Raw genomic sequence first — 19238 nt, 5'->3', positions numbered from 1 at the left:
TGAGAAAAAATTTCTGCGATGAACCAACGCTGCGAGATTACCGAGGCTCTGTCGTCACCCTCGAATGCGCTGCGTGTGAGAGAGCGAGCGATCTCGACCGGAAGGCCCTCGTCAGACAATATGGAGCGAGCCTGTCCTTCCGGCAGCTCCGGCGGCGGCTTGCCGTTGGCTGTTCGCGAATGAATGGCGTGGATGGCATCGACCGTTGTCAGGCCCGGTTTCCTTGCCTGGTCCGTACTACAGAGACGCCCGATGAGTGATCCCGCTGCAAATCTGTCAATCGAGCGCCCACGCAAGATCATCCACATCGACATGGACGCCTTTTACGCGTCCGTCGAGCAGCGCGACAACCCTGACCTTCGCGGTCGTCCCGTCGCAGTCGGTGGTTCCGAGGCGCGCGGCGTGGTGGCGGCGGCCAGCTACGAGGCCCGTAAGTTCGGCGTCCATTCTGCAATGCCTTCAGTGACGGCAAAGCGCAAATGCCCCGACCTGATTTTCGTGAAGCCGCGCTTTGACGTCTACAAGGCTGTTTCAGCTCAGATCAGGGAAATCTTCGCCGAATACACCCCAATGATCGAACCGCTGTCGCTCGACGAGGCCTATCTTGATGTCACCGAGAACCTGAAGGGCATGGAGATCGCGACCGAGATCGCGCTTGAAATCCGGGCGAAGATCAAGGCGACAACCAACCTCAACGCATCGGCGGGAATCTCCTACAACAAGTTCCTGGCCAAGATGGCGAGTGACCTCAACAAACCAAATGGCCAGGCGGTCATCACGCCGAAGAACGGACCAGCCTTTGTGGCGGCGCTGCCTGTCAAGAAGTTTCACGGCATCGGTCCGGCGACTGCGGAGAAGATGCATCGTTTCGGTATCGAAACTGGAGCCGATCTAAGAGAGAGGGATCTCGAGTTTCTCGTTCGGCATTTCGGCAAGTCCGGGCCGTATTTTTACGGCATCGCGCGTGGGATCGATGATCGTCAGGTAAAGCCAAACAGGGTCCGAAAATCTATCGGAGCGGAAGACACGTTCACTGTGGATATTCACACCTACGAGCCTGCCCTGGAAGGATTGAAGCCCCTGATTGCGAAGGTCTGGCACTACTGCGAGGCAAATCGGATTACCGGCAAGACCGTGACGCTCAAGGTTAAGTACGCCGACTTCATGCAGATCACCCGCTCAAGGACGATTGGCCATGGTTTCCGATCGAAAGAGGAAATCGAGGAATCCATTTGCGTGCTGCTGGGAGCCGTCTTTCCTATCAGCAAGGGAATACGGCTGCTCGGCGTGACAATCTCCTCGCTCGAGCATCTGGCCGACACGTGCGTTGAACAACTGGCCCTGCGTCTATGATGGGCAGCGGCTTGAAAATCAGTTTCGCCCCCGCGTCGCTACCACGCGGTACGAGCCGTACCCAACGCGAACGAATTCATCGACTGTACGTGGGCGACGTGCGGTTTCACCGTCACAACGCAGTTCCCCGGGTAGCTAAGCTTATGCTGGGCAAGGTGTTTCAGCAATTCCACAACATTACGCTTCTCAGTAAGCGGAAACGAAAAAGTCATCCAAATTCCTCCATTCGGCACGTTTCGGGCGCCATTTAGGACTTGGTTTCTTTCGCTCCGCAACATGAAATATTTAATAACAAAATAAAAATCGATTAGTTATTTGCTCAACTTTTTAAAATCGATTTAAAATCGTCTAGCGCCCGGCTCATCGTCCACACCACGGTCGCGGCGTCTGTGGACACTTCGTTTCACTACAGACGAAGGGTACAGCGAGCCCCTCGCCCACCAGGATGTTGCTGACATTCCGTCCACCAGCATAAAGAACGGCGCAGGAGCGGCCGTAATTGCATCGATCCGTTCCTTCAGTCCCCCGCTCGCACGCGCAGGAAACCCTCGCAAGCTCGACCGGTCCGGCTGCGACGAGTTCCTTCAGGCGGTCCGTTGCACGGTCGCCGAGTTCCTTCTCAAACGTACAACGGGGGCTGAAGACCTCGGGCGCGTTGTATCCAACGAGCCGTGTGCCGTTGCTCTCGCCTTCTACATGAATTGTATCGCCATCGGTGACCGAAAACGTCGACGAAACAAATTCGGTCCTGGTCGATGAGGACGGCAAACTCACCGCAGCAAACTTGCTGCCAGAAAAAAACTGAAGGCTTGCAATCAACGCGAGGACCACAATTGCCGTCAGAAATCGTCTGTCGTTCCAAGTCAGTCGATGCGAACGCCGCTTGGCAAACTTCGAGCGAGGGTACTTCGGCGAGCGAGGATGACGGGGCAACGTCTCCCGAAACTGAAATTGGACCACGTTTGAGTGATCTGCAAGAATCTCGAAGATCTTTCTCCACTGCTTGTCAGTAAGAGTGAACCTGTCCCCACTGCGGTCAATGCGCGTCAGAATATCGGTCAGGAATCTCCGCTGCCAGTCATTGAGATGATGGTCGCGTAGTGCGATCTCGATGTCTCTTTTGAGATTGGATGCTGTTTCCATCGTTCACCAATGCTGATTGATGGAGTTTAGCCGCAAACAGCTAAGGGATGCTTTCAGCGGCAGATCGACTTATAGTCAGTCAGCTGTAAGCAGCGCGCATCCAACACAATGCGGACTCTGAACGAATTTGGCCCCCTCTCGCTACGCAGGTAGGAAAGGCCCTGACGCCACTCTCGAGTGGAGTTTCATCGCGCTCATCAAATCGACCAGGAAAAAAGGGGCCACGCAATAGTACCGTGGCCCATAAGTTGTGAAGGTCGAAACCTCCAGAGGGGAACAGCTGCTGCGCGGAACTGGGAGGAGAAGCCGCTATATGCATCAGCTGCCACCGTTATGATCGTTTTTTGACCAATTGGAAAACATTTTTTGTGCAACGCAGCCATGCAAATGTGGATACTTGCAGCAAACCGCGCCGATACCTCCGCGCTGTTCCTCCATTGGTCGTTCCGTTTCGCTGAGTTCAGCGCCTTAATGACCGGACACTTTGTCCGACACAACTTCGTTTCGACGCCTAGCCGCTTCGTGGTGCCTTGAAAGTCCGAGCCAAATGGCTGACCTTCGGTCCCCAGAAAAGGGAGGCGACTACCGCATGTGTAATCTCTACCGCATGGATGATCGCGACTGGGTCAACAAATGGGCGCAGGACGTTGAGAGCCTGATCAACCTGATGCCCGCCTATCAGATCAACCCGGATCAATGGGCACCCGTCATCCGAAACACCTCCGACGGTAGGAAACAGCTCGCGAACTGCCGATGGGGCCTGCCCTCTCCGATCTACTTGCAGAGGAAGGCAGCCGAAACCCGCGCTGAGAAGCTTCGAAAAAAGGGCCTTCCAGTGGACATGGACGAACTCCTGCGGATGGAGCCGGACAGCGGCGTTACCAACATTCGTAATCTGACTTTACCCCATTGGAAGCGATGGTTCGGCGTTGAATGCCGATGTCTCGTGCCCGTGACGGCCTTTGCTGAGCCAGACCCGGCGAGCAAGGAAGAAGGCGGCAGGACACCAAACGCGTGGTTTTCTGCAAGACCCGACAAGGCGGTCATGTTCTTCGCTGGCCTCTGGGTGAGACAATGGAAGAGCGTCCGCAAGGTCAAGGATGGGCTGACGACTGATGATCTCTACGCAATTCTGACAACGGAGCCGAACGACATCGTCCGGAATGTGCACGAGAAGGCGATGCCGGTTCTTCTGCAGACTGCTGAGGAGATCGAAATCTGGATGCGCGCACACTGGGAGGAAGCCAGACACCTGGCCCGGCCGCTACCAAACGACCGCATCGTGATCACGTCACGGGAGCCCTACGGGTCCACGATTGTAAGCAAGGCCGGCGAGCCGCTTCCCGAACCGATGGTGCTTTAGAAGATCTCTGATCGCGGGAGACAGTGACCACTTCATAAAGTGTTGGAGCGCCTCTCATGTGCAGGTGCTGCGCAAGGCAGATTGGGAAGTAGAACCAACGTCTAATTGTCCCGCGCCGAAAATGGAGCAGGAATACCAACCCGATCCGTGCGCTAGGGAGCGGACAAGCGGACATCGATCGCGATAAGTTGTCGTCGGCAACACAAAGGCCGACGAGGATACTAACGCTCTGGGAGGAGCTGATGAGTGCATCAGCATTTGCGCGGCATGCCAACTTAATCCAAGAGGCGATCGGCTCGAACGCTGCGGCCAGGTCCGCACTTGTCGCATCCTGGTGCAGATCGGCAGACCTTCACCGGCTCGACCCGACCGAAAGCAATCGACCGAAACGACTGACGGATTTGGAGTTGCGCTTTGCTCGCCAGAAAATCGAACCGCTGATCCGGGCTGCCTGCATCAGCCTTGATCGACTGTACCATGCGGTTGGGGGCATTGGCTGCTGTGTTCTTCTCGCCGACCGCGACGGCATCCCGGTTGAGCGGCGTGGCGCCGTCGCCGACGACGAGACATTCAGGGAATGGGGGCTTTGGACGGGAACTGTCTGGAGCGAAGAAAGCGAGGGGACAAACGGAATCGGCACGTGCTTGGTAGAGCAGCGCGCTGTGACCATCCACCGAGATCAACATTTTTACTCCCGCAATACGCTTCTGTCCTGCACGACCGCGCCGATTTTCGATCACGAGGGCAAGCTTGCCGCCGCGTTGGACGTGTCCTCTTGCCGCGCGGATTTGACGGAGGGCTTCGTCAATTTAATCACAATGGCCGTTGGCGACGCGGCGCGAAGGATCGAGGCGGAGAACTTCCGTATCGCCTTTCCTGAAGCACGCATCATTGTCGCTTCGACAAACGAAAAGATGCCAAACCCTCTTCTCGCTGTCGACAGCAATGATTTGGTGATCGGCGCGACCCGATCTGCACGCATCGCATTCGGAATCACGTCGGAATCGCTGATGCGGTCCCTTCCAGCCGCTGATCTTCTGGGGGATGAACCTGGCTATGCCGGAAATTTGCGGCAGGCCGAGCGCACCGTCCTGGAGCGCACGCTCGCCAATACCGGCGGCAATGTAACGGCGGCGGCCGAAATCCTCGGGATTTCACGGGCTACGCTTTACCGAAAGCTCGGCAAATTTGGTCTGCGGGGCGCTCAATAGGAATTTTGCAGGCCACAGTGTCTCAACCTTGAGACACTGTGGCCTGCCGAACTGCCGCGCGCGGGCTGACATTCCGTCGAAAGCGAAAAACACTCCCACAAGGCGTCGCGCAGGGCGGCGCATTTTGGGAGGAAAGCATGAACAAGGTCGAATTCCATCGCACGGCCAAGGTGCCGTTTGCCAAGAGGTACGACAATTTCATCGGCGGCAAGTGGACGCCCGCGAAATCAGGCAGGTACTTCGACAACACCTCTCCGGTCAACGGCCGGGTCCTTTGCGAGATCGCCCGTTCGGAAGCTGTGGATGTCGAGGCCGCTCTTGACGCGGCCCATGGCGCCAAGGACGCCTGGGGCAAAACCAGCGCCGCAGAGCGGGCGCGGCTGCTCAACCGCATAGCCGACAAAATGGAAGAGAACCTCAGCACACTGGCGCTCGCGGAAACCTGGGACAACGGCAAGCCGATCCGTGAGTCAACCGCGGCCGACATTCCGCTCGCCATCGATCATTTCCGCTATTTCGCCGGAGCCATCCGCGCGCAGGAAGGTTCAATCGCCCAGATCGACGACGATACGGTCGCCTACCATTTCCACGAGCCTCTGGGGGTCGTCGGCCAGATCATTCCCTGGAACTTTCCGATCCTCATGGCCGTGTGGAAGCTGGCACCTGCACTGGCTGCTGGCAATTGCGTCGTTCTCAAACCTGCCGAACAGACGCCGGCATCGATCCATGTGCTGCTCGAACTGATCAGCGACATCCTGCCGCCAGGTGTTCTCAACGTCGTCAATGGATTTGGCCTCGAGGCAGGCAAGCCGCTCGCCTCGAACCCGAGGATCGCCAAGATTGCGTTCACCGGGGAGACGACCACCGGACGCTTGATCATGCAGTACGCCTCGCAGAACCTGATCCCCGTTACGCTGGAGCTCGGCGGGAAGAGCCCGAACATCTTCTTCTCGGATGTGGCAGACGAAGACGACGATTTCTTCGATAAGGCAATTGAAGGCTTCGTCATGTTCGCCCTTAATCAGGGCGAGGTCTGCACGTGCCCCAGCCGCGCCTTGGTTCACGAGAAGATTTATGACCGCTTCATGGAAAGGGCATTGAAAAGGGTCGAAGCGATTGTTCAAGGTGATCCGCTCGACCCTGCGACCATGATCGGAGCCCAGGCCTCCAGCGAGCAGTTGGAGAAAATTCTCGCCTACCTCGACATCGGAAAGAAGGAAGGCGCTGAGGTCCTGATCGGGGGTGAGCGCAACGAACTCGCCGGAGACCTCGCCGGCGGTTTCTACGTCAAACCGACTGTCTTCAGGGGCACGAACAAAATGCGCGTCTTTCAGGAGGAGATATTCGGGCCCGTGGTTTCCGTCGCAACGTTCAAGGACGATACCGAGGCCCTTTCAATCGCAAACGACACCTTGTACGGCCTCGGTGCCGGCGTGTGGACCCGAGACGGCACGCGCGCCTATCGGTTTGGCCGCGCAATCCAGGCAGGCCGCGTCTGGACCAATTGCTATCATGCCTATCCTGCGCACGCGGCCTTCGGGGGCTACAAACAATCCGGCATCGGGCGCGAGACCCATAAGATGATGCTCGACCACTACCAGCAGACGAAGAACATGTTGGTGAGCTACAGCCCGAAAAAGCTTGGCTTCTTCTGATAACCTCCCAAGCGCATGCGGTGTGGCCATCCCGGCCACACCGCCCCATCCCCGGAGGTCACCATGCAGGACAAAGTCTTTCTCGGAAGAGTAAGCGCGACGCCGGCGGCGATAACGCTTCTGGACGAAATCATCACCGACCATGGACCGGTCCTGTTTCACCAGTCGGGTGGCTGTTGCGACGGGTCTTCGCCCATGTGTTATCCCTGCGATGATTTCATGGTCGGCGATCGCGATGTCCTTCTCGGCACCGTTGGTGACACGCCGGTCTACATCAGCGCATCCCAATACGAGGCCTGGAAGCACACTGAGTTGACCATCGACGTCGTCCCGGGCCGGGGCGGGATGTTCTCCCTCGACAATGGCCGCGAGCAGCGCTTCCTGATCCGCTCCGCGATTTGCAAGGTGTCATCCCAACCGCTTTCGTAGAGACTACACGGGCTCCCAATTGCGATGCTTCAGCTGCTGAGCCGGATCAAGGCACGGACAAATGGCAGGTAGGCTTCCGCGGGGCGGCAACACAGTAGTGCGCCAGGGCCTTGCGATCACACGTGCAGGTTACGATTGAAGTCGTTCTTGAAGAAGGAGTTGGCCAATCGACGACCTCGATGTGGAACAATTGCCACACTGGCGCGCGAACACCTTCTGCTGCAGGAAGAATGGCGAGCGTTTGCTTTTCCTTTTTTAGGAATGTCCCATAACCTGCATGTGCCCAAATGGGCGGAAACGTCGCCAATGCCTGTCGAAGGCAATAGCAGAGCATTGGCGGCGTTTCGTTCGGTTGGCATTCTGTTCGCATTTGAGCGGATTCGACCGGCGCGGATCCTATTTTCGCAGCGTCGCCAGATAGTGCTCGAGTGCCTTGATCGCCTTGTCGCGGTCCGCGCCTTTCAGCGCCGAGCCGATATCCCACTGCAGGTCGCCCTCGCTGTTCGAAAACACATCCTTCATTGCTTCTTGGGCGGTTCGAGCGCCGATCACACGGTAGGTCTTGATGGGATAGGCGAAGCCCTTGACGGTCAACGGAGGCAGTTCCTCGGCCTCGATTTCGTCCTTGACCAAAGCGTAGGTCTCGCCCGCCAGCAATATGCCGCCGAGGTCGGCATGGCTCTGCAGTCTCGAAGCGAGGTTCACCTCGCCGCCGATGATGGTATAGTCCATCCGATCCTCGCTGCCGAAATTGCCCACGGTGCAATAGCCTGTATTGATGCCGATGCGCAGATGGAACGGCAGGGCAAAGCCGGCTCCTGCCCATTCCGCGCGCAACTCCTGCATCCTGCTCTGCATGGCGATCGCCATTCTGACGCAGGCGACGGCGTCTTCCCTGGTGCCCCTGGTTTCGGGATCGCCGAAGAACACCAGGATTGCATCGCCGATGAACTTGTCGATCGTCGCACCGTACGTCAGAGCCAGCTTCGCCATCTCGGTCAGATAGTGATTGAGCAGATCGGTCAGTTCTTCGGACTCGAGCTTGTCGGTCGTCGCCGTGAAGTCGGCGATGTCTGAGAAGAAGACGGTCAGCTTCTTTCGGGTGGACGAAATCTCGACGTTCTGCCTACCGGAGAAGATCGAGGCGAAGACCTGTGGCGAGAGATATTTCGACAGCTTGCTCGAGACCGCTTCCAGCGCGCGGTTCTGCTCGCCGATCCGTCTGCTCGCTTCCTCCGCTTCGCTCTTGGCAGCTTCCGTGGCCGTGTGCAGCCGCGCGTTTTCCAGCGCAATCGAGGCAAGTTGCCCGAAACGGTTGAGAAGCTCGACCTCTTCGGTGCCGAACTCGAGGGCCGAGGCGTCGTCGTAGGCGATGCCGAGGACACCAACCACCCTGTTGTCGGATTTGAGTGGCACGGCCATGATCGCCCTGATTGTCACATCGAGCTGGGCGGCGGCGGCCGCCCTCCCCGGCCAGGTCGGGTATTCGTTGATGACAAGCGCCTCGCGCGTATGCCAGACCGTGCCCGCCACGCCTTCCTTGCTCTCCAGTTGCTGACCCGCGGCCTGCCCCGCATAGACACCGACGCCGACCATGCGCTGAAGCGTCTCTCCGGCTTCGTCGACAAGATAGACGTATCCATGTTGCGTGCCGAGCAGACCTGCAGCGCGCATCGTCAAATCTGACAGGAGTCCGGTCAGGTCCAATCTCGCAATCAGGCCGAGCGACGTATCGTGAAGGGCGCCCAGATATTCGCTCTGCCGGCGAAATTGCAATGCCAGCTGCTCCTGTTCCCTGCGGCGGTTCTCGAGGTCGCCGAGATTGGAGCCCAACTGCGCCGTCATGTCGTTGAACGTTGTCGCCAGCGTGCCGATCTCATCGCCCGATTCCACCTTCGCGCGCGCGGCAAGATCGCCTTGACGAACCCGGTCGGCAACGCCCGTCAAGCGCTGGATCGGCCCAGCGATGCTTTCCCGGAAGATCAGTCCCAGGATCAGGCCGAGAATGGCGGCGGCCACACCACCTAGGAGGATAATGCGCTGGGCCTTCTGGAGCTGGTCGCGGCCGCCACCGAGATCCGCCTGCAGCCGTTGTTGCTCCTCATTGGCGATCTCGTCCAGAATTCCAAGCATGCCTTCGGCAAGCGGGACGGCCTGCGTGCGGAAGATATAGAGATCCTCACGTGCGTGTTCGCCTTCGACTGCTGTAAACATCTGCGCGGGAAACTGCAGGAAGACCGCCCGCGTCTTCGACAGCTTGTCGATCAATATTTCCTGGTTCGGCGTCAGCGCGACGGTTGCGTCGGTAATGCTCTTCCAAGCTGCATCGTTGATGGTGAGGTTAGCCTCGTATTCGTATTTGAAGCCGTCTCGCCTGGTGGTCACATAGCCCCGCAGCCCTGCAACCATCGCATAGAAGGAGCTCTGGAAGGACGCGAGGTCGGCCAGATAGGCCATGTTCTCGGGCGTCGCGTCTCGCTTCTGCTGCGCCAGGATCAGCGCCGTTGCCGTCCCGACAATCGTGGCGATCATCGGGTTTGCATCCGTCACCAACAGCTTGAGGGCGGGTTCGCGTCGAAGCTGGTCATTGCGTAACTCGAAGAGCTGATCCGTCAGCGGCTGCCAGGAGGCAAGCTTTTCGTGGAGCTCCCCCATCCGCTGTTCGACGTCTGCGGCCGGGTCTGGCCGCGGAGCTGTTCTCTCCTGGAGCAGACGTTCAAGCGACTGCATGTCCCCGAGAAATGCGGCTTTCGCCGAAGCGTAATTGTCGCGGTAGCTCTCCTCGCCGAGCGCAAGATAGCCGCGAACGGCGCTCAGCATCCGTAGCAAGTCGGCTTGTGCCCGCGCCGAGGCGACCGCGCTCGGGGCGCTCAGGTTGGTCGTCCTGTTGATGCTTCTGACTGCATCGAGGCTGCCCAGATAGTTCAAGCCGACAACGAGCAGCGTCAGCGCCGCCAGAATGCCAAATCCGACCGTGAGCTTGCCGCCGATGTTCAGGTTTCTGAGAATGGGTGAAGCTGCGCGGACGAGCGCATACAGTGGGGCGACATAGAATGGGCGATTTCTTGCGACCACAGGCTCCTCGTGCTCCATGCCTTCAGCTTCGGCCCCTCATGGCTTGCGCCGCCAGTCCGCGATGTTCCACGTCTCGGAATCCCATGGCGTGGGATTGAATCCGACGATGTCGTTGCGAAGGCCGGGGACGTTTGCCCACTCGACAATGGGAATGACCGCGGAGTGAGCAATCAGCAAGTCGTTCATCGCCACGAACAGGCCAATCCGCTTTTCCGGATCGATCTCCGTTTCCGATGCATGGAACAGCGCATCGTACTTGTCGCTGCAATAGCGGGACTCGTTCAGCCCCGACCAGTTGTTGCTTTTCTGAGCGGCCTGCGCGCAGGTCCACTTGACCATATAGCTTCCCGGATCGGGGCTCTTGTTGCCGGTCGCGAATTCCTCAAGATCCGCGTAAAAATGCTGGCTGGTATTAAGGATATCCGGTGAAGGCGAGAAGAAGACACTCGAATCGATCTGCTTGTCCTCGACCCTGATGCCGATCGCCGCCAGATCGGCGCCGATGATCGCCTGGGTCTTCTGGCGGACCGGGTTGACCGAGGTCTGGAAAAGAAGGGTCAAGGGAACGCCGTTCCTGTCGCGGATGCCGTCGCCGTTCGTGTCGCGCCAGCCTGCCTCGTCCAATAGCGCGCGAGCCTTGTCGGGATCGAATTCCCAGGTGGTGTTGGGAGAATTATAGAGAACAGGGGCGACCAGGAGGTTTGCCGTTGGCCGGCCAGTCCTCCCGTAAAGCGCGGCGATCTTGTTGCGGTCGACAGCTTTCGCCAAGGCGAGCCTCACCTTGGCATCGGCAAGGATCGGGTTGGGGAACTGCAGGCTCGCGCGCTCGCCATCCGATGTCTCACGGTTCGGATCGGTGAAATTCAGCATGAGCCGCTCGACGTAGGAGCTAAAGTAGAGCGCCACCTTGCCTATCTGCTTCGCCTCAAGCTCCTGCAGTTCGGCATCGCCGATCTGCAGGTTCCACGCGTAGTCGACGACGCCGGTGCCGAGCACGGCCTTGGCGGCCGTCTTCGCATCGCCGCCACCCTGCAAGGTCACTTCGTCAAATCCCAAACGCGCCCGGTCGCGGTATTCAGGGTTGGGCTCGTAGATGATCTTGACGGTGTTGACGACATCGTCGCCGATCAGCAGGACGTCCTCCGTACGGAACTCCTTGAGGCGATACGGCCCGGTCCCGACGGGGGCCAGGTTGGGAGGCGCGTCAACCGCGGCCTTGTTGTTGTAGGGAGCAAATATATGCTCCGGCAGGATTGTTCCCTGTATACCGACGAAGGGGAGCGCCCAGGCGGGATCGACATCCTTGAACGTTACCTTGACGGTCAGGTCGTCGAGTGCCTCGACCTTGTCGACCGACTTGTAGGTTCCGATACTTGAGGAGCCCACATCCGGATTGGTGATGTAGGCATAGGTGAACACAACGTCCTTGGCGGTGAAGGGGACGCCGTCCGACCATTTGACGTTCGGCTTCAGCTTCCAGGTGACCGACCGCCCGTCGCCCGCGACCTGGCCGTTCGTCAAGGAGGGAATTTCCTCAGCTAGAAACGGTACCAGATGTCCCTCGGCGTCGAAACTCGCCAGCGGTTCATAGACCACGCGGCTCGCAGTCTGATCCTTCACGCCGGGGGCAAGATGCGGGTTGAGGATGCTGGGTGCCTGCCAGAAGAGGAGCCTCAGTGTGCGATCAGCCGAATGGGCAGGGTGTGAGACAACCGCAAACAGCAGGGTTATCACCAGAACGAAAAAGCGTTGCGCTCTACCCATATTTGCACGTGCCTCCGTCATTTGCGATGCCAACCGGCGATGTTCCATGTTTCGGAATCCCAAGGCGTCGGGTCGAAGCCCTCAAGGGAGTTGCTTATTCCGCTGACATCGGCCCAGTGAACCAGAGGAATTGCCGCGAAATCCGAAACGAGCAGATCGTCCATCTTCACGAAGATCTGCCGGCGCTTGGCCGGATCGACCTCGACGGCCGACGCCCGATAGAGCGTGTCGTAATCCTTGTTGCAGTAGGGGGCCCAGTTTGACCCGGACCAGTTATTGGCCTTTTGCGCCGCTTCGCCGCAGGTCCAACCGATCATATAGCTGCCGGGATCGGGGCTCTTGTTGCCGTAGGCATATTCTTCCATGTCGGCGTAGAAATGCCGCCGGGAGTTGGTGCTGTCGGGCCCGGAGCCCAGAAAGATGCTGGAGTCGATCATCTTGTTTTCGACCTTGACCCCGATCGCCTCCAGGTCTGCCTTGACGATCTCCTGGGTCTGCTGGCGAACGGAATTGACGGTTGTCTGAAACAGGAAACGCAGCGGCACGCCGTTCTTGTCGCGCACGCCGTCGCCGTCGCTGTCTTTCCACCCTGCCGACTCGAGGATCGACTTGGCTTTGTCGGGATCGAACGCCCATTCGCTATTCGGCGAATTGAAGATTTCCGGGGCGACTAAAATGTTGCTGGTCGCACGGCCCGTGCGGCCATAGAGCGCCGCGATCTTCTGTCGGTCGATAGCAAGTGCGAGTGCAGCGCGTACATTGCTGTCGGACAATGTGGGATGCGGATATTGCAGGCTCGACCGTTCCCCGTCGGCGGTTTCTCGGTTGGGGTCGGCGAAGTTCAGCATGATGCGCTCGACATAGGAGCCCCAGGAGACCGTCGCCTTGCCGACACCGTCCGTTTCGAGCTCCTTGAGCACGAAATCGTCGACCTGGAGGTTCCAGGCATAGTCGACCACGCCTTCCTTCAGCACCGCCTTGGCCGCGACCGAAGCGTCGCCGCCGCCCTGGAGTGTCACCGCATCGAAGGTCAGCTCATCCGCGTTGCGATAATACGGATTGCGCTCGAAGATGGCCTTCACCGTGTTGACGACATCCTCACCTATGACAAGCACATCCTCTGTCTGAAACGCCTTCAGGCGGTACGGGCCTGTGCCTATGGGGGCCAGATTCACGGCTGCCGTCACCGCATCCTTGTTGTTGTAAGGGGCAAACACATGCTCGGGCAGGATCATACCCTGCACGCCGACAAACGGCAGCGCCCACGCCGGATTGAGGTCCTTGAACGTGATCCGCACGGTGTCGTCGTCGATCGCAACGACCTTGTCGATTGTCTTGTAAGAGCCGACACTCGCCGAGCCGACATCCGGGTTTGTGATATAATTGTAGGTGAAGAGCACATCTTTGGCCGTGAAGGGCTGGCCGTCGGACCACTTGATATCGTGCTTGAGCTTCCAGACGACTGAACGGCCGTCGGCGCTCACGCCGCCATTCTCGAGCGTCGGAATGTCCGCGGCGAGGAAGGGAACGAGATGTCCCTCGCGGTCGAAGCTGGCGAGAGGCTCATAGACAATCCGGCTGGCTGTCTGGTCCTTGATGCCCGGAGCCAAGTGAGGATTGAGCGTGCTTGGAGCCTGCCATAACAGCAATTTCAACGTCTTGTCGGCCGACATGACGTGTTGTGGGACAATCAAGATCGACAGGAAGAGAATAGTCGGCAGAACGAAGCGCGCTGTCTCCAGGAACGCTCCGCGTTGCAACCGGCACCGAGCTTCTCTCCGCATCGCACTCCCCCCACGATGGTATTGCCCGACGGCGGCAGGACCCGCTGCGCGTCAGTATCCTAGAAGTCCATCAAATTCCTTCCATGCGTCTCGGCAGACGCCATGTTGATCTCATCATGAACAGTTGGCAATACCCAGGGTGGTAGAGCGAGAAAGCCTAAAGCTTGTCGAAATTGGACGCTTTTCGACATTGCTCGACGAACAGGATTGCCAGGCTGACAGAGGCTTCGCCTTATCCTAGCTGAGGCAGGCAAAGACTTCTGCGAAACGCGCGGCCCCAGGAGCAGTGTCTGCAACGGGCCTGAGAGCGGTCAATGCGGGATGTGAGTTCCGGCGTTCCAACCGCCATGCCCAGGTCGCGCCAGACACCACGTCGCCAATGCCGAGCATTTTAGCAATCTGACATACGAATAGATAAACCCTAGCGTGTTAAACTCTGGAAGAATTTAGGAGTGAGACATGAAGTTTCCAATGGTGGTAGCTTTGAGTTCGGCAGCGGCATTCTTGGGAACCGGTGGCTACGCCGTGTTGCCCAAATTTGTGACCGCTCCGATCCAGCGTTCGTTTGCTGCACCGACGCAGCCGATGATCATAGACAACGGAGTGATCGTGCAACGAGGCACGGCCTGCAACATCAAGGGCAACGTTAGCATCGAATCTGGCGACCGCATCTATCACGTACCGGGCCAGCACTATTACGAGGCCACAAAGATATTGCCGCAATATGGCGAGCGCTGGTTCTGTTCCGAGCAAGAAGCGCGTGAAGCTGGTTGGCGAAAGGCCAAATACTAATCCCGCCGAGTGAACATTCGTTGCTACTTGGAAATTGACCTCGACCCCCGCGTCTTCGCCGATGGTGCGTTTCCCTCACTCGCAAGCGGAGCGATGGATCCTATAGAAATGAACGTCAACGCTGTCACTGTTAAATCATTGTTCCAGTCGTGACGGCTTTTGCGCCGCGTGTAGACCATGTTGATCTGGAAGCATGTTGCTGGCATAGAAGCCGATACGGGAATGGTGTCTCCCTATAACCGCGCTGTTGCTGATGACGCCTGCTGATCAACGCCCCATTTGGGCGAGCAGGAGGCGTGCGTGGGATATCTCATTGTATTTATCGGATCAGGGCTCGGCGGCATGCTTCGCTACGCAGTGGGCATGCTTTCAATTCGTGTCTTCGGGACGAATTTTCCGTACGGAACGCTCGGCATAAATGTTTTGGGCTCTGCCTTCATGGGCATTGTCGTGGGTGTTTTCACAACGTCCAACTTAACGTCGCAGGACACCAAGTTGTTTTTGACCACTGGCGTCATTGGTGGTTTCACCACGTTTTCGACGTTCTCACTAATGCAGCGGTCCTGTGGGAGCGCGGCCAGCATTTGGCTGCTGCGGCGTATGTCGTGGCAAGTGTCATTGTATCGCTTATGGCTCTGATACTGACCATGATGGTCGTCCGGCGACATCTTTGAAGGTCGGCCTTTGGGGCCAATGAACGAACCCGCTGCGCGGGATGGCGCGTGGGTTGAGGTAGAGGGCACGAGGCGGGCGTCGGCAGCCCGATGTCGGGAAATACTTTGAGGAAATTCGGCACTTTGCCAAGGACCATTCTATGTCCTGATGAGTGTTGGCCAGCGCGTCGGGTCGCCTCGCTTCACCTTGAGCCGGGCGGGCGGGCAGTCCGACGCATGCTGGACGTTCGGCCGCACTCGGCCGAACGCACGCGCCGACGCCTCCCTTCGGAAGTTCGAAATCTTTGGTTTCAGTCCCATCATTTCAGCTATAAAATGGGAGACATCACTCAAAGGGGATTCAAGACCCATGCCCACAGAGAAGGAGGGCCGTCCGCCTGTTGCGCTGGAACAGCGCGACGTAAGCGCCGACCAGCGGATGTTCTCGCCTTCCGTTGCGCGAAATTCGGCGCCGATCCTCGCGGTCCTAAAACGTGTCCTTCCAACACATGGCACCGTGCTGGAGATTGGTTGCGGGACCGGCGAGCACGCTGTGTGCCTTGCGGGAGCAATGCCCAACCTCACCTGGCAACCGAGCGATCCGGATGCCGACGCCCGCGCCAGCACGTCCAGCTGGATCAAATCGCAGGGCTGAAGAATGTGCTGGCACCGCGGGATATTGATGTGTGCTCAGGACAATGGGGCGTCGAACAAACGGGGCATTTTGACGCCATCGTGTCGATCAATATGATCCATATCGCGCCATGGGCGGCAAGCTTAGGATTGTTCGCAGGAGCTGGCCGCTTGCTTCGCGCTGGTGGGCTTCTTGTTCTCTACGGCCCATTCATGCGCGACGGCGCACACAACGCCCCCTCGAATGCTGCTTTCGACGTGGCTTTAAAGGAGCGAAACCCATCCTGGGGTGTGCGTGATATCGCTGATCTTGAACACGTGGGTGAGGCCGCCGGACTTAATCTCCGCGAGACGATCGAGATGCCTACCAACAACATGTTGCTGGTTTTCTCCACCGGCAGTGCCTGAACGACAATCGTCACAGACCCGGAGATGGCCGGACCACAAAGGTGCCAACGGTGCTGCCCCTGCGACAAGAAATGGGAGGACGCGTCATGTCCACGCTCCTCTTTAGCAAGAATAGTGTGTTGCGTGCGTCCCTTGAGCCCCTCCGATAGCGCTACAGGCTCACAGGAGGCTGCATCCTCCAAGCGGCAATCGCAGAGTTTATTCAACGCCACCACTGAAGCGGTAACAGTTTCCGGGATTTGCTGCCACGCTCGAGGCACTGCAGCTAGAAATCACAACGTCGGATACACTCGCCGCTGCTCGATGCTCAATATTATCAGTGGGTGTCCAACTGCCCAAAACGTCGCCACACGTCTCCATTCTCCACACTCAAAAAAACGTCGGTTGCCGAGGCAAAGGCTAGTATTCAACGTACTGCGAGGGAAAGATGATGTCCTGATCGACCAGAACATTGAATTTGTAGCCAGGCCTGATCCGAACCGTCGGTTGAACGTTCAGATTCTTGGAAATGGTTTGCTCGGCCACCCGACCGAAGGTTTCCGCAAAGTTTCGTCGCACAGCATCTGAGGCAGTGTCCTGTGTCGCAAGCGTTGAACTCTCGGGTATCGCCATATCGATCCCGGTCCCTAGCAGAGCGATAAGAACCGCCGACCCAAAGGTAGGCCATAGGTGACGATCGGTTTTGTCTTTGAACCCGCCGTATCCCTCCGCGTCGGTGCCCGCCATGCCGCCGAGCTGCAGCGTTGACCCATTCGGAAAACTGATGTCGGTCCACACAACGAGGACGCGTTGCTGGCCGAACGAGACCTTGGAATCGTAGCGTCCGAACAGCTTGGCGCCTTGCGGGATGAGAAGGCGGTAACCGGTTGCGCTGTCGTAGACATTTGCGCTGACCTGAGCAATTGCCCTCCCGGGCAGGTCGGAATTGAGACCGGTGATGAGAGTTGCCGGTATCACAGAACCGCGCTTCAGTTCATATGGCGAGAACTGCGGCACGACCTGCTTTGAGAGGTAACCAAGGTCCTTGATGTCCTGATTGAAAAAAGCCTCCTTCGAGACCTGACCGCTCGGATCAAAATTCTGGCTGATCAGGCCCGACTTCATCGCCGCCGCATAAAGATCGGATGCGCCACTTGTGCCGTCGTTAAGGTTCTGTGGATCACCGGTTTTGGTGCCTGTGGAAGTCTGCTCAGCATCGGAAATATCCACTTTCAACGGAGAGTCATAGGCGGTCACGCGTGCCTGAAGGCGTGCCATGCGCTGCCTTTGTGCCTCGCGTAAGAACTGTTCGTCCTGTTCGCGCTTTAGCCGCGTCCTCCACTCCTCCTCAGATTCAAGTCTAAGTCGCCGCTCTTGTCGGTCAATCGGTTCATGTTCGGCAACCGGCTGCTTGACGGGCTCCTTCTCGATTGCCCGCGGCGTTGGCTGGAATATTTCCTGCCTTTCCGGCTCGCCGATGATGCCGTCGGAAATACCTTTCTTCAGCTGGTCTGCGAAATTCGTTGCCGGCGTGTTCGACGTGGTGTCGAAATCATTCCCACCATTGAACGTTGTCCCACGCCAGGAAAGTCCGACCACCACGACACCGAGGAACAGCACGGTGATGACAATGGCAATGACGATCGGCAGGCGATTGAGGCGGCGCATAGCTCGCTGATCGACCGCGTGGCTCGTGGCGCCAAGCTGAAGCGACTGGACCATTGTTGTCTCTCTTACTGTCGTTGCATGATGGAGAGCGGACTTGCAGGCGTGGCGCCCGCGGGTGTCGTCGCATAAGTGCGGCCAAGCGCGATCGACGGTGTCATTAGGCGTGCAAGGACCTCACCATTGAGGCTATCGATCGAGTAGGTGAGTTGGATTGGCTTTTGGCTCTTGCCGACTCTCCCGTCCGTGATGACGACAAAACCCCATCCCCTCAGTGCTGCCTCAAGCGCGCTTGCATAGTCCGAGCCGTCCGCATCCATCTTGATGGGGGTCCTCACCGGTCTGTCGATATGCTCGGCAAACTGGCTTGCCATATCGCCTGCGATGGCACTTGCGGCGACTGGCCCGACGGCGGCTACCTGTGCTGAATAGGTGTCAATCGGTCCGCCAGCCGCCTGGCATCCAGAAAAAAGGCTGCACGTGATAAGCAAGCTGGGGGCCAATTTGTGCATTGATCAGCCTCCGCGCCGAATAGTAATTCTCTGCTGGTGCCAACCGACGCCCGATACAAGGATTGCTTCGTCGAGCGCATAATCGACGACCATGATGTCGTTCTTCATGCGATAGTTGACGATCCGGTTCTGCCCACCGGAAACGACAAAGAGTACAGGGGCGTCTTGACCCGCGATTGACTTTGGAAACTGGATGTAGGTCTTGGCCCCGTCGGAATAAACGCGCATTGGTTTCCACGCCGCCGAACCGCTGAGCGAATAGGAAAAACTCAGCCTCTCAGGGGCTGCGCCAAGGTTGCTTCCAGTTTGCAGTCGCGCATTGATGTCGGCGAGCTTGGTCGAAACGTCTTCCGGATACTCGAAACCGACGCGCGCCATATACTGGCTTGGGTGCGATTTGAGCTGGATATGATAGGTCCGGCGGGACGTCGTGACGACCATCGACGTCAACAGGCCAGGCTCCGACGGCTTGACGACAAGATGGATCGCCTGCCCACTGGTTGCACCTGATGTCGCAGGCTCGACTTTCCATCGGACAGTATCGCCGACGAGGACGTCGCGTACGATTTCGCCCCCCTGAAGCTCGATGTCGCAAACCTGCAGTGGAGAACAGACGACCGAGGGCTGGGCTTCGCCAAAGAGAAAAATGACCTTCCCGTCCGGACCCGTTGCAACAAGGGCCGGCGTTCCTCGCCACTTCCTCGAGACGTCCGTCGCCTTGACCTCATTTGGCGTCATGCCTTGCGCAAGCGAAGCGCCTGCGAAGACGAGTCCGACCATGCAGCCGAAGGCTGCCATCAGTTCTGTTTTGTACATTCG

General features: G+C 58.2%; 14 protein-coding genes, 1 pseudogene and 1 riboswitch. Of the genes and pseudogenes, 8 read left to right on the top strand and 7 right to left on the bottom strand.

Annotated features, from left to right (window positions below; genetic code table 11):
- The first annotated feature begins 252 nt into the window (after positions 1-252).
- Complete coding sequence (gene dinB / locus C934_RS0109220) at positions 253-1353, top strand: DNA polymerase IV (RefSeq protein ID WP_026371692.1); 1101 nt, start codon at positions 253-255, stop codon at positions 1351-1353.
- Positions 1354-1713: 360 nt separating this feature from the next.
- Here the strand turns inward: dinB and C934_RS0109210 are convergent, their stop codons facing one another.
- A complete protein-coding gene (locus C934_RS0109210; protein ID WP_018856426.1) occupies positions 1714-2496 on the bottom strand; it encodes a thermonuclease family protein in 783 nt (260 codons plus the stop codon).
- A 589-nt stretch (positions 2497-3085) separates the two neighbouring features.
- Between C934_RS0109210 and C934_RS0109200 the strand changes: the two genes are divergently transcribed.
- The 4 genes from C934_RS0109200 (at position 3086) to C934_RS0109185 (ending at position 7154) form a co-directional block, all read left to right on the top strand.
- Complete coding sequence (locus tag C934_RS0109200; RefSeq protein WP_026371691.1) at positions 3086-3859, top strand: SOS response-associated peptidase; 774 nt, start codon at positions 3086-3088, stop codon at positions 3857-3859.
- 242 nt (positions 3860-4101) lie between these two features.
- Entirely contained in the window at positions 4102-5070 is a 969-nt protein-coding gene (locus C934_RS0109195; protein WP_018856423.1) for a helix-turn-helix domain-containing protein, read from the top strand.
- 137 nt (positions 5071-5207) lie between these two features.
- Entirely contained in the window at positions 5208-6725 is a 1518-nt protein-coding gene (adh, locus tag C934_RS0109190) for an aldehyde dehydrogenase (protein WP_018856422.1), read from the top strand.
- Between the two features lie 63 nt (positions 6726-6788).
- Positions 6789-7154, top strand: coding sequence for a DUF779 domain-containing protein (locus tag C934_RS0109185; protein WP_018856421.1), 366 nt, complete (start codon positions 6789-6791; stop codon positions 7152-7154).
- A 396-nt stretch (positions 7155-7550) separates the two neighbouring features.
- Here the strand turns inward: C934_RS0109185 and C934_RS0109180 are convergent, their stop codons facing one another.
- The 3 genes from C934_RS0109180 to C934_RS0109170 are packed head-to-tail and all read right to left on the bottom strand — an operon-like array spanning position 7551 to position 13777.
- Positions 7551-10247 (bottom strand): adenylate/guanylate cyclase domain-containing protein, encoded by a 2697-nt coding sequence (locus C934_RS0109180; protein ID WP_018856420.1) that lies wholly within the window; start codon positions 10245-10247, stop codon positions 7551-7553.
- Positions 10248-10265: 18 nt separating this feature from the next.
- Positions 10266-11993 carry a peptide ABC transporter substrate-binding protein gene (locus C934_RS0109175; RefSeq protein WP_037089536.1) on the bottom strand — a complete coding sequence of 576 codons (1728 nt, stop codon included), beginning with the start codon at positions 11991-11993 and terminating at the stop codon, positions 10266-10268.
- A gap of 17 nt (positions 11994-12010) precedes the next feature.
- Positions 12011-13777 carry a peptide ABC transporter substrate-binding protein gene (locus C934_RS0109170; RefSeq protein ID WP_156828737.1) on the bottom strand — a complete coding sequence of 589 codons (1767 nt, stop codon included), beginning with the start codon at positions 13775-13777 and terminating at the stop codon, positions 12011-12013.
- A 459-nt stretch (positions 13778-14236) separates the two neighbouring features.
- On the opposite strand from C934_RS0109170, the gene C934_RS0109165 reads away from it, so the two are divergent.
- From C934_RS0109165 to C934_RS31780, 3 genes and pseudogenes are all read left to right on the top strand, one after another.
- Positions 14237-14569 carry a sunset domain-containing protein gene (locus tag C934_RS0109165; protein WP_018856417.1) on the top strand — a complete coding sequence of 111 codons (333 nt, stop codon included), beginning with the start codon at positions 14237-14239 and terminating at the stop codon, positions 14567-14569.
- Between the two features lie 209 nt (positions 14570-14778).
- A riboswitch (Fluoride riboswitch) is annotated at positions 14779-14839 on the top strand.
- Positions 14840-14869: 30 nt separating this feature from the next.
- Positions 14870-15208, top strand: coding sequence for a CrcB family protein (locus tag C934_RS31785; protein ID WP_335326830.1), 339 nt, complete (start codon positions 14870-14872; stop codon positions 15206-15208).
- A gap of 384 nt (positions 15209-15592) precedes the next feature.
- Positions 15593-16263 (top strand): annotated as a pseudogene (locus C934_RS31780) (DUF938 domain-containing protein).
- Positions 16264-16662: 399 nt separating this feature from the next.
- Here the strand turns inward: C934_RS31780 and trbI are convergent.
- From trbI to trbG, 3 genes are read right to left on the bottom strand one after another with little or no spacing between them, the layout of a single operon-like run.
- Complete coding sequence (gene trbI, locus C934_RS0109150; RefSeq protein WP_018856414.1) at positions 16663-17964, bottom strand: IncP-type conjugal transfer protein TrbI; 1302 nt, start codon at positions 17962-17964, stop codon at positions 16663-16665.
- Between the two features lie 11 nt (positions 17965-17975).
- The gene (gene trbH, locus C934_RS0109145) at positions 17976-18419 is read right to left on the bottom strand and encodes a conjugal transfer protein TrbH (protein ID WP_018856413.1); all 444 of its coding nucleotides are present in this window, start codon (positions 18417-18419) and stop codon (positions 17976-17978) included.
- Positions 18420-18422: 3 nt separating this feature from the next.
- A complete protein-coding gene (gene trbG / locus C934_RS0109140) occupies positions 18423-19235 on the bottom strand; it encodes a P-type conjugative transfer protein TrbG (protein ID WP_018856412.1) in 813 nt (270 codons plus the stop codon).
- Positions 19236-19238: the final 3 nt, after the last annotated feature.

The sequence above is a fragment of the Rhizobium sp. 42MFCr.1 genome, assembly GCF_000377185.1.
Classification (GTDB): Bacteria; Pseudomonadota; Alphaproteobacteria; order Rhizobiales; family Rhizobiaceae; genus Rhizobium; species Rhizobium altiplani.
Note: the sequence above shows the minus strand (reverse complement) of the source record. Positions and strands in the feature narration are given on the sequence as shown.

Coding starts and splice junctions, on each gene's coding strand:
- C934_RS0109210 (WP_018856426.1), bottom strand. CDS start 2,496: ATGGAAACAGCATCCAATCTCAAAAGAGACATCGAGATCGCACTACGC.
- C934_RS0109180 (WP_018856420.1), bottom strand. CDS start 10,247: ATGGAGCACGAGGAGCCTGTGGTCGCAAGAAATCGCCCATTCTATGTC.
- C934_RS0109195 (WP_018856423.1), top strand. CDS start 4,102: ATGAGTGCATCAGCATTTGCGCGGCATGCCAACTTAATCCAAGAGGCG.
- adh (WP_018856422.1), top strand. CDS start 5,208: ATGAACAAGGTCGAATTCCATCGCACGGCCAAGGTGCCGTTTGCCAAG.
- trbG (WP_018856412.1), bottom strand. CDS start 19,235: ATGTACAAAACAGAACTGATGGCAGCCTTCGGCTGCATGGTCGGACTC.
- C934_RS0109170 (WP_156828737.1), bottom strand. CDS start 13,777: ATGCGGAGAGAAGCTCGGTGCCGGTTGCAACGCGGAGCGTTCCTGGAG.
- C934_RS0109175 (WP_037089536.1), bottom strand. CDS start 11,993: ATGGGTAGAGCGCAACGCTTTTTCGTTCTGGTGATAACCCTGCTGTTT.
- C934_RS0109185 (WP_018856421.1), top strand. CDS start 6,789: ATGCAGGACAAAGTCTTTCTCGGAAGAGTAAGCGCGACGCCGGCGGCG.
- dinB (WP_026371692.1), top strand. CDS start 253: ATGAGTGATCCCGCTGCAAATCTGTCAATCGAGCGCCCACGCAAGATC.
- trbI (WP_018856414.1), bottom strand. CDS start 17,964: ATGGTCCAGTCGCTTCAGCTTGGCGCCACGAGCCACGCGGTCGATCAG.
- C934_RS0109165 (WP_018856417.1), top strand. CDS start 14,237: ATGAAGTTTCCAATGGTGGTAGCTTTGAGTTCGGCAGCGGCATTCTTG.
- trbH (WP_018856413.1), bottom strand. CDS start 18,419: ATGCACAAATTGGCCCCCAGCTTGCTTATCACGTGCAGCCTTTTTTCT.
- C934_RS0109200 (WP_026371691.1), top strand. CDS start 3,086: ATGTGTAATCTCTACCGCATGGATGATCGCGACTGGGTCAACAAATGG.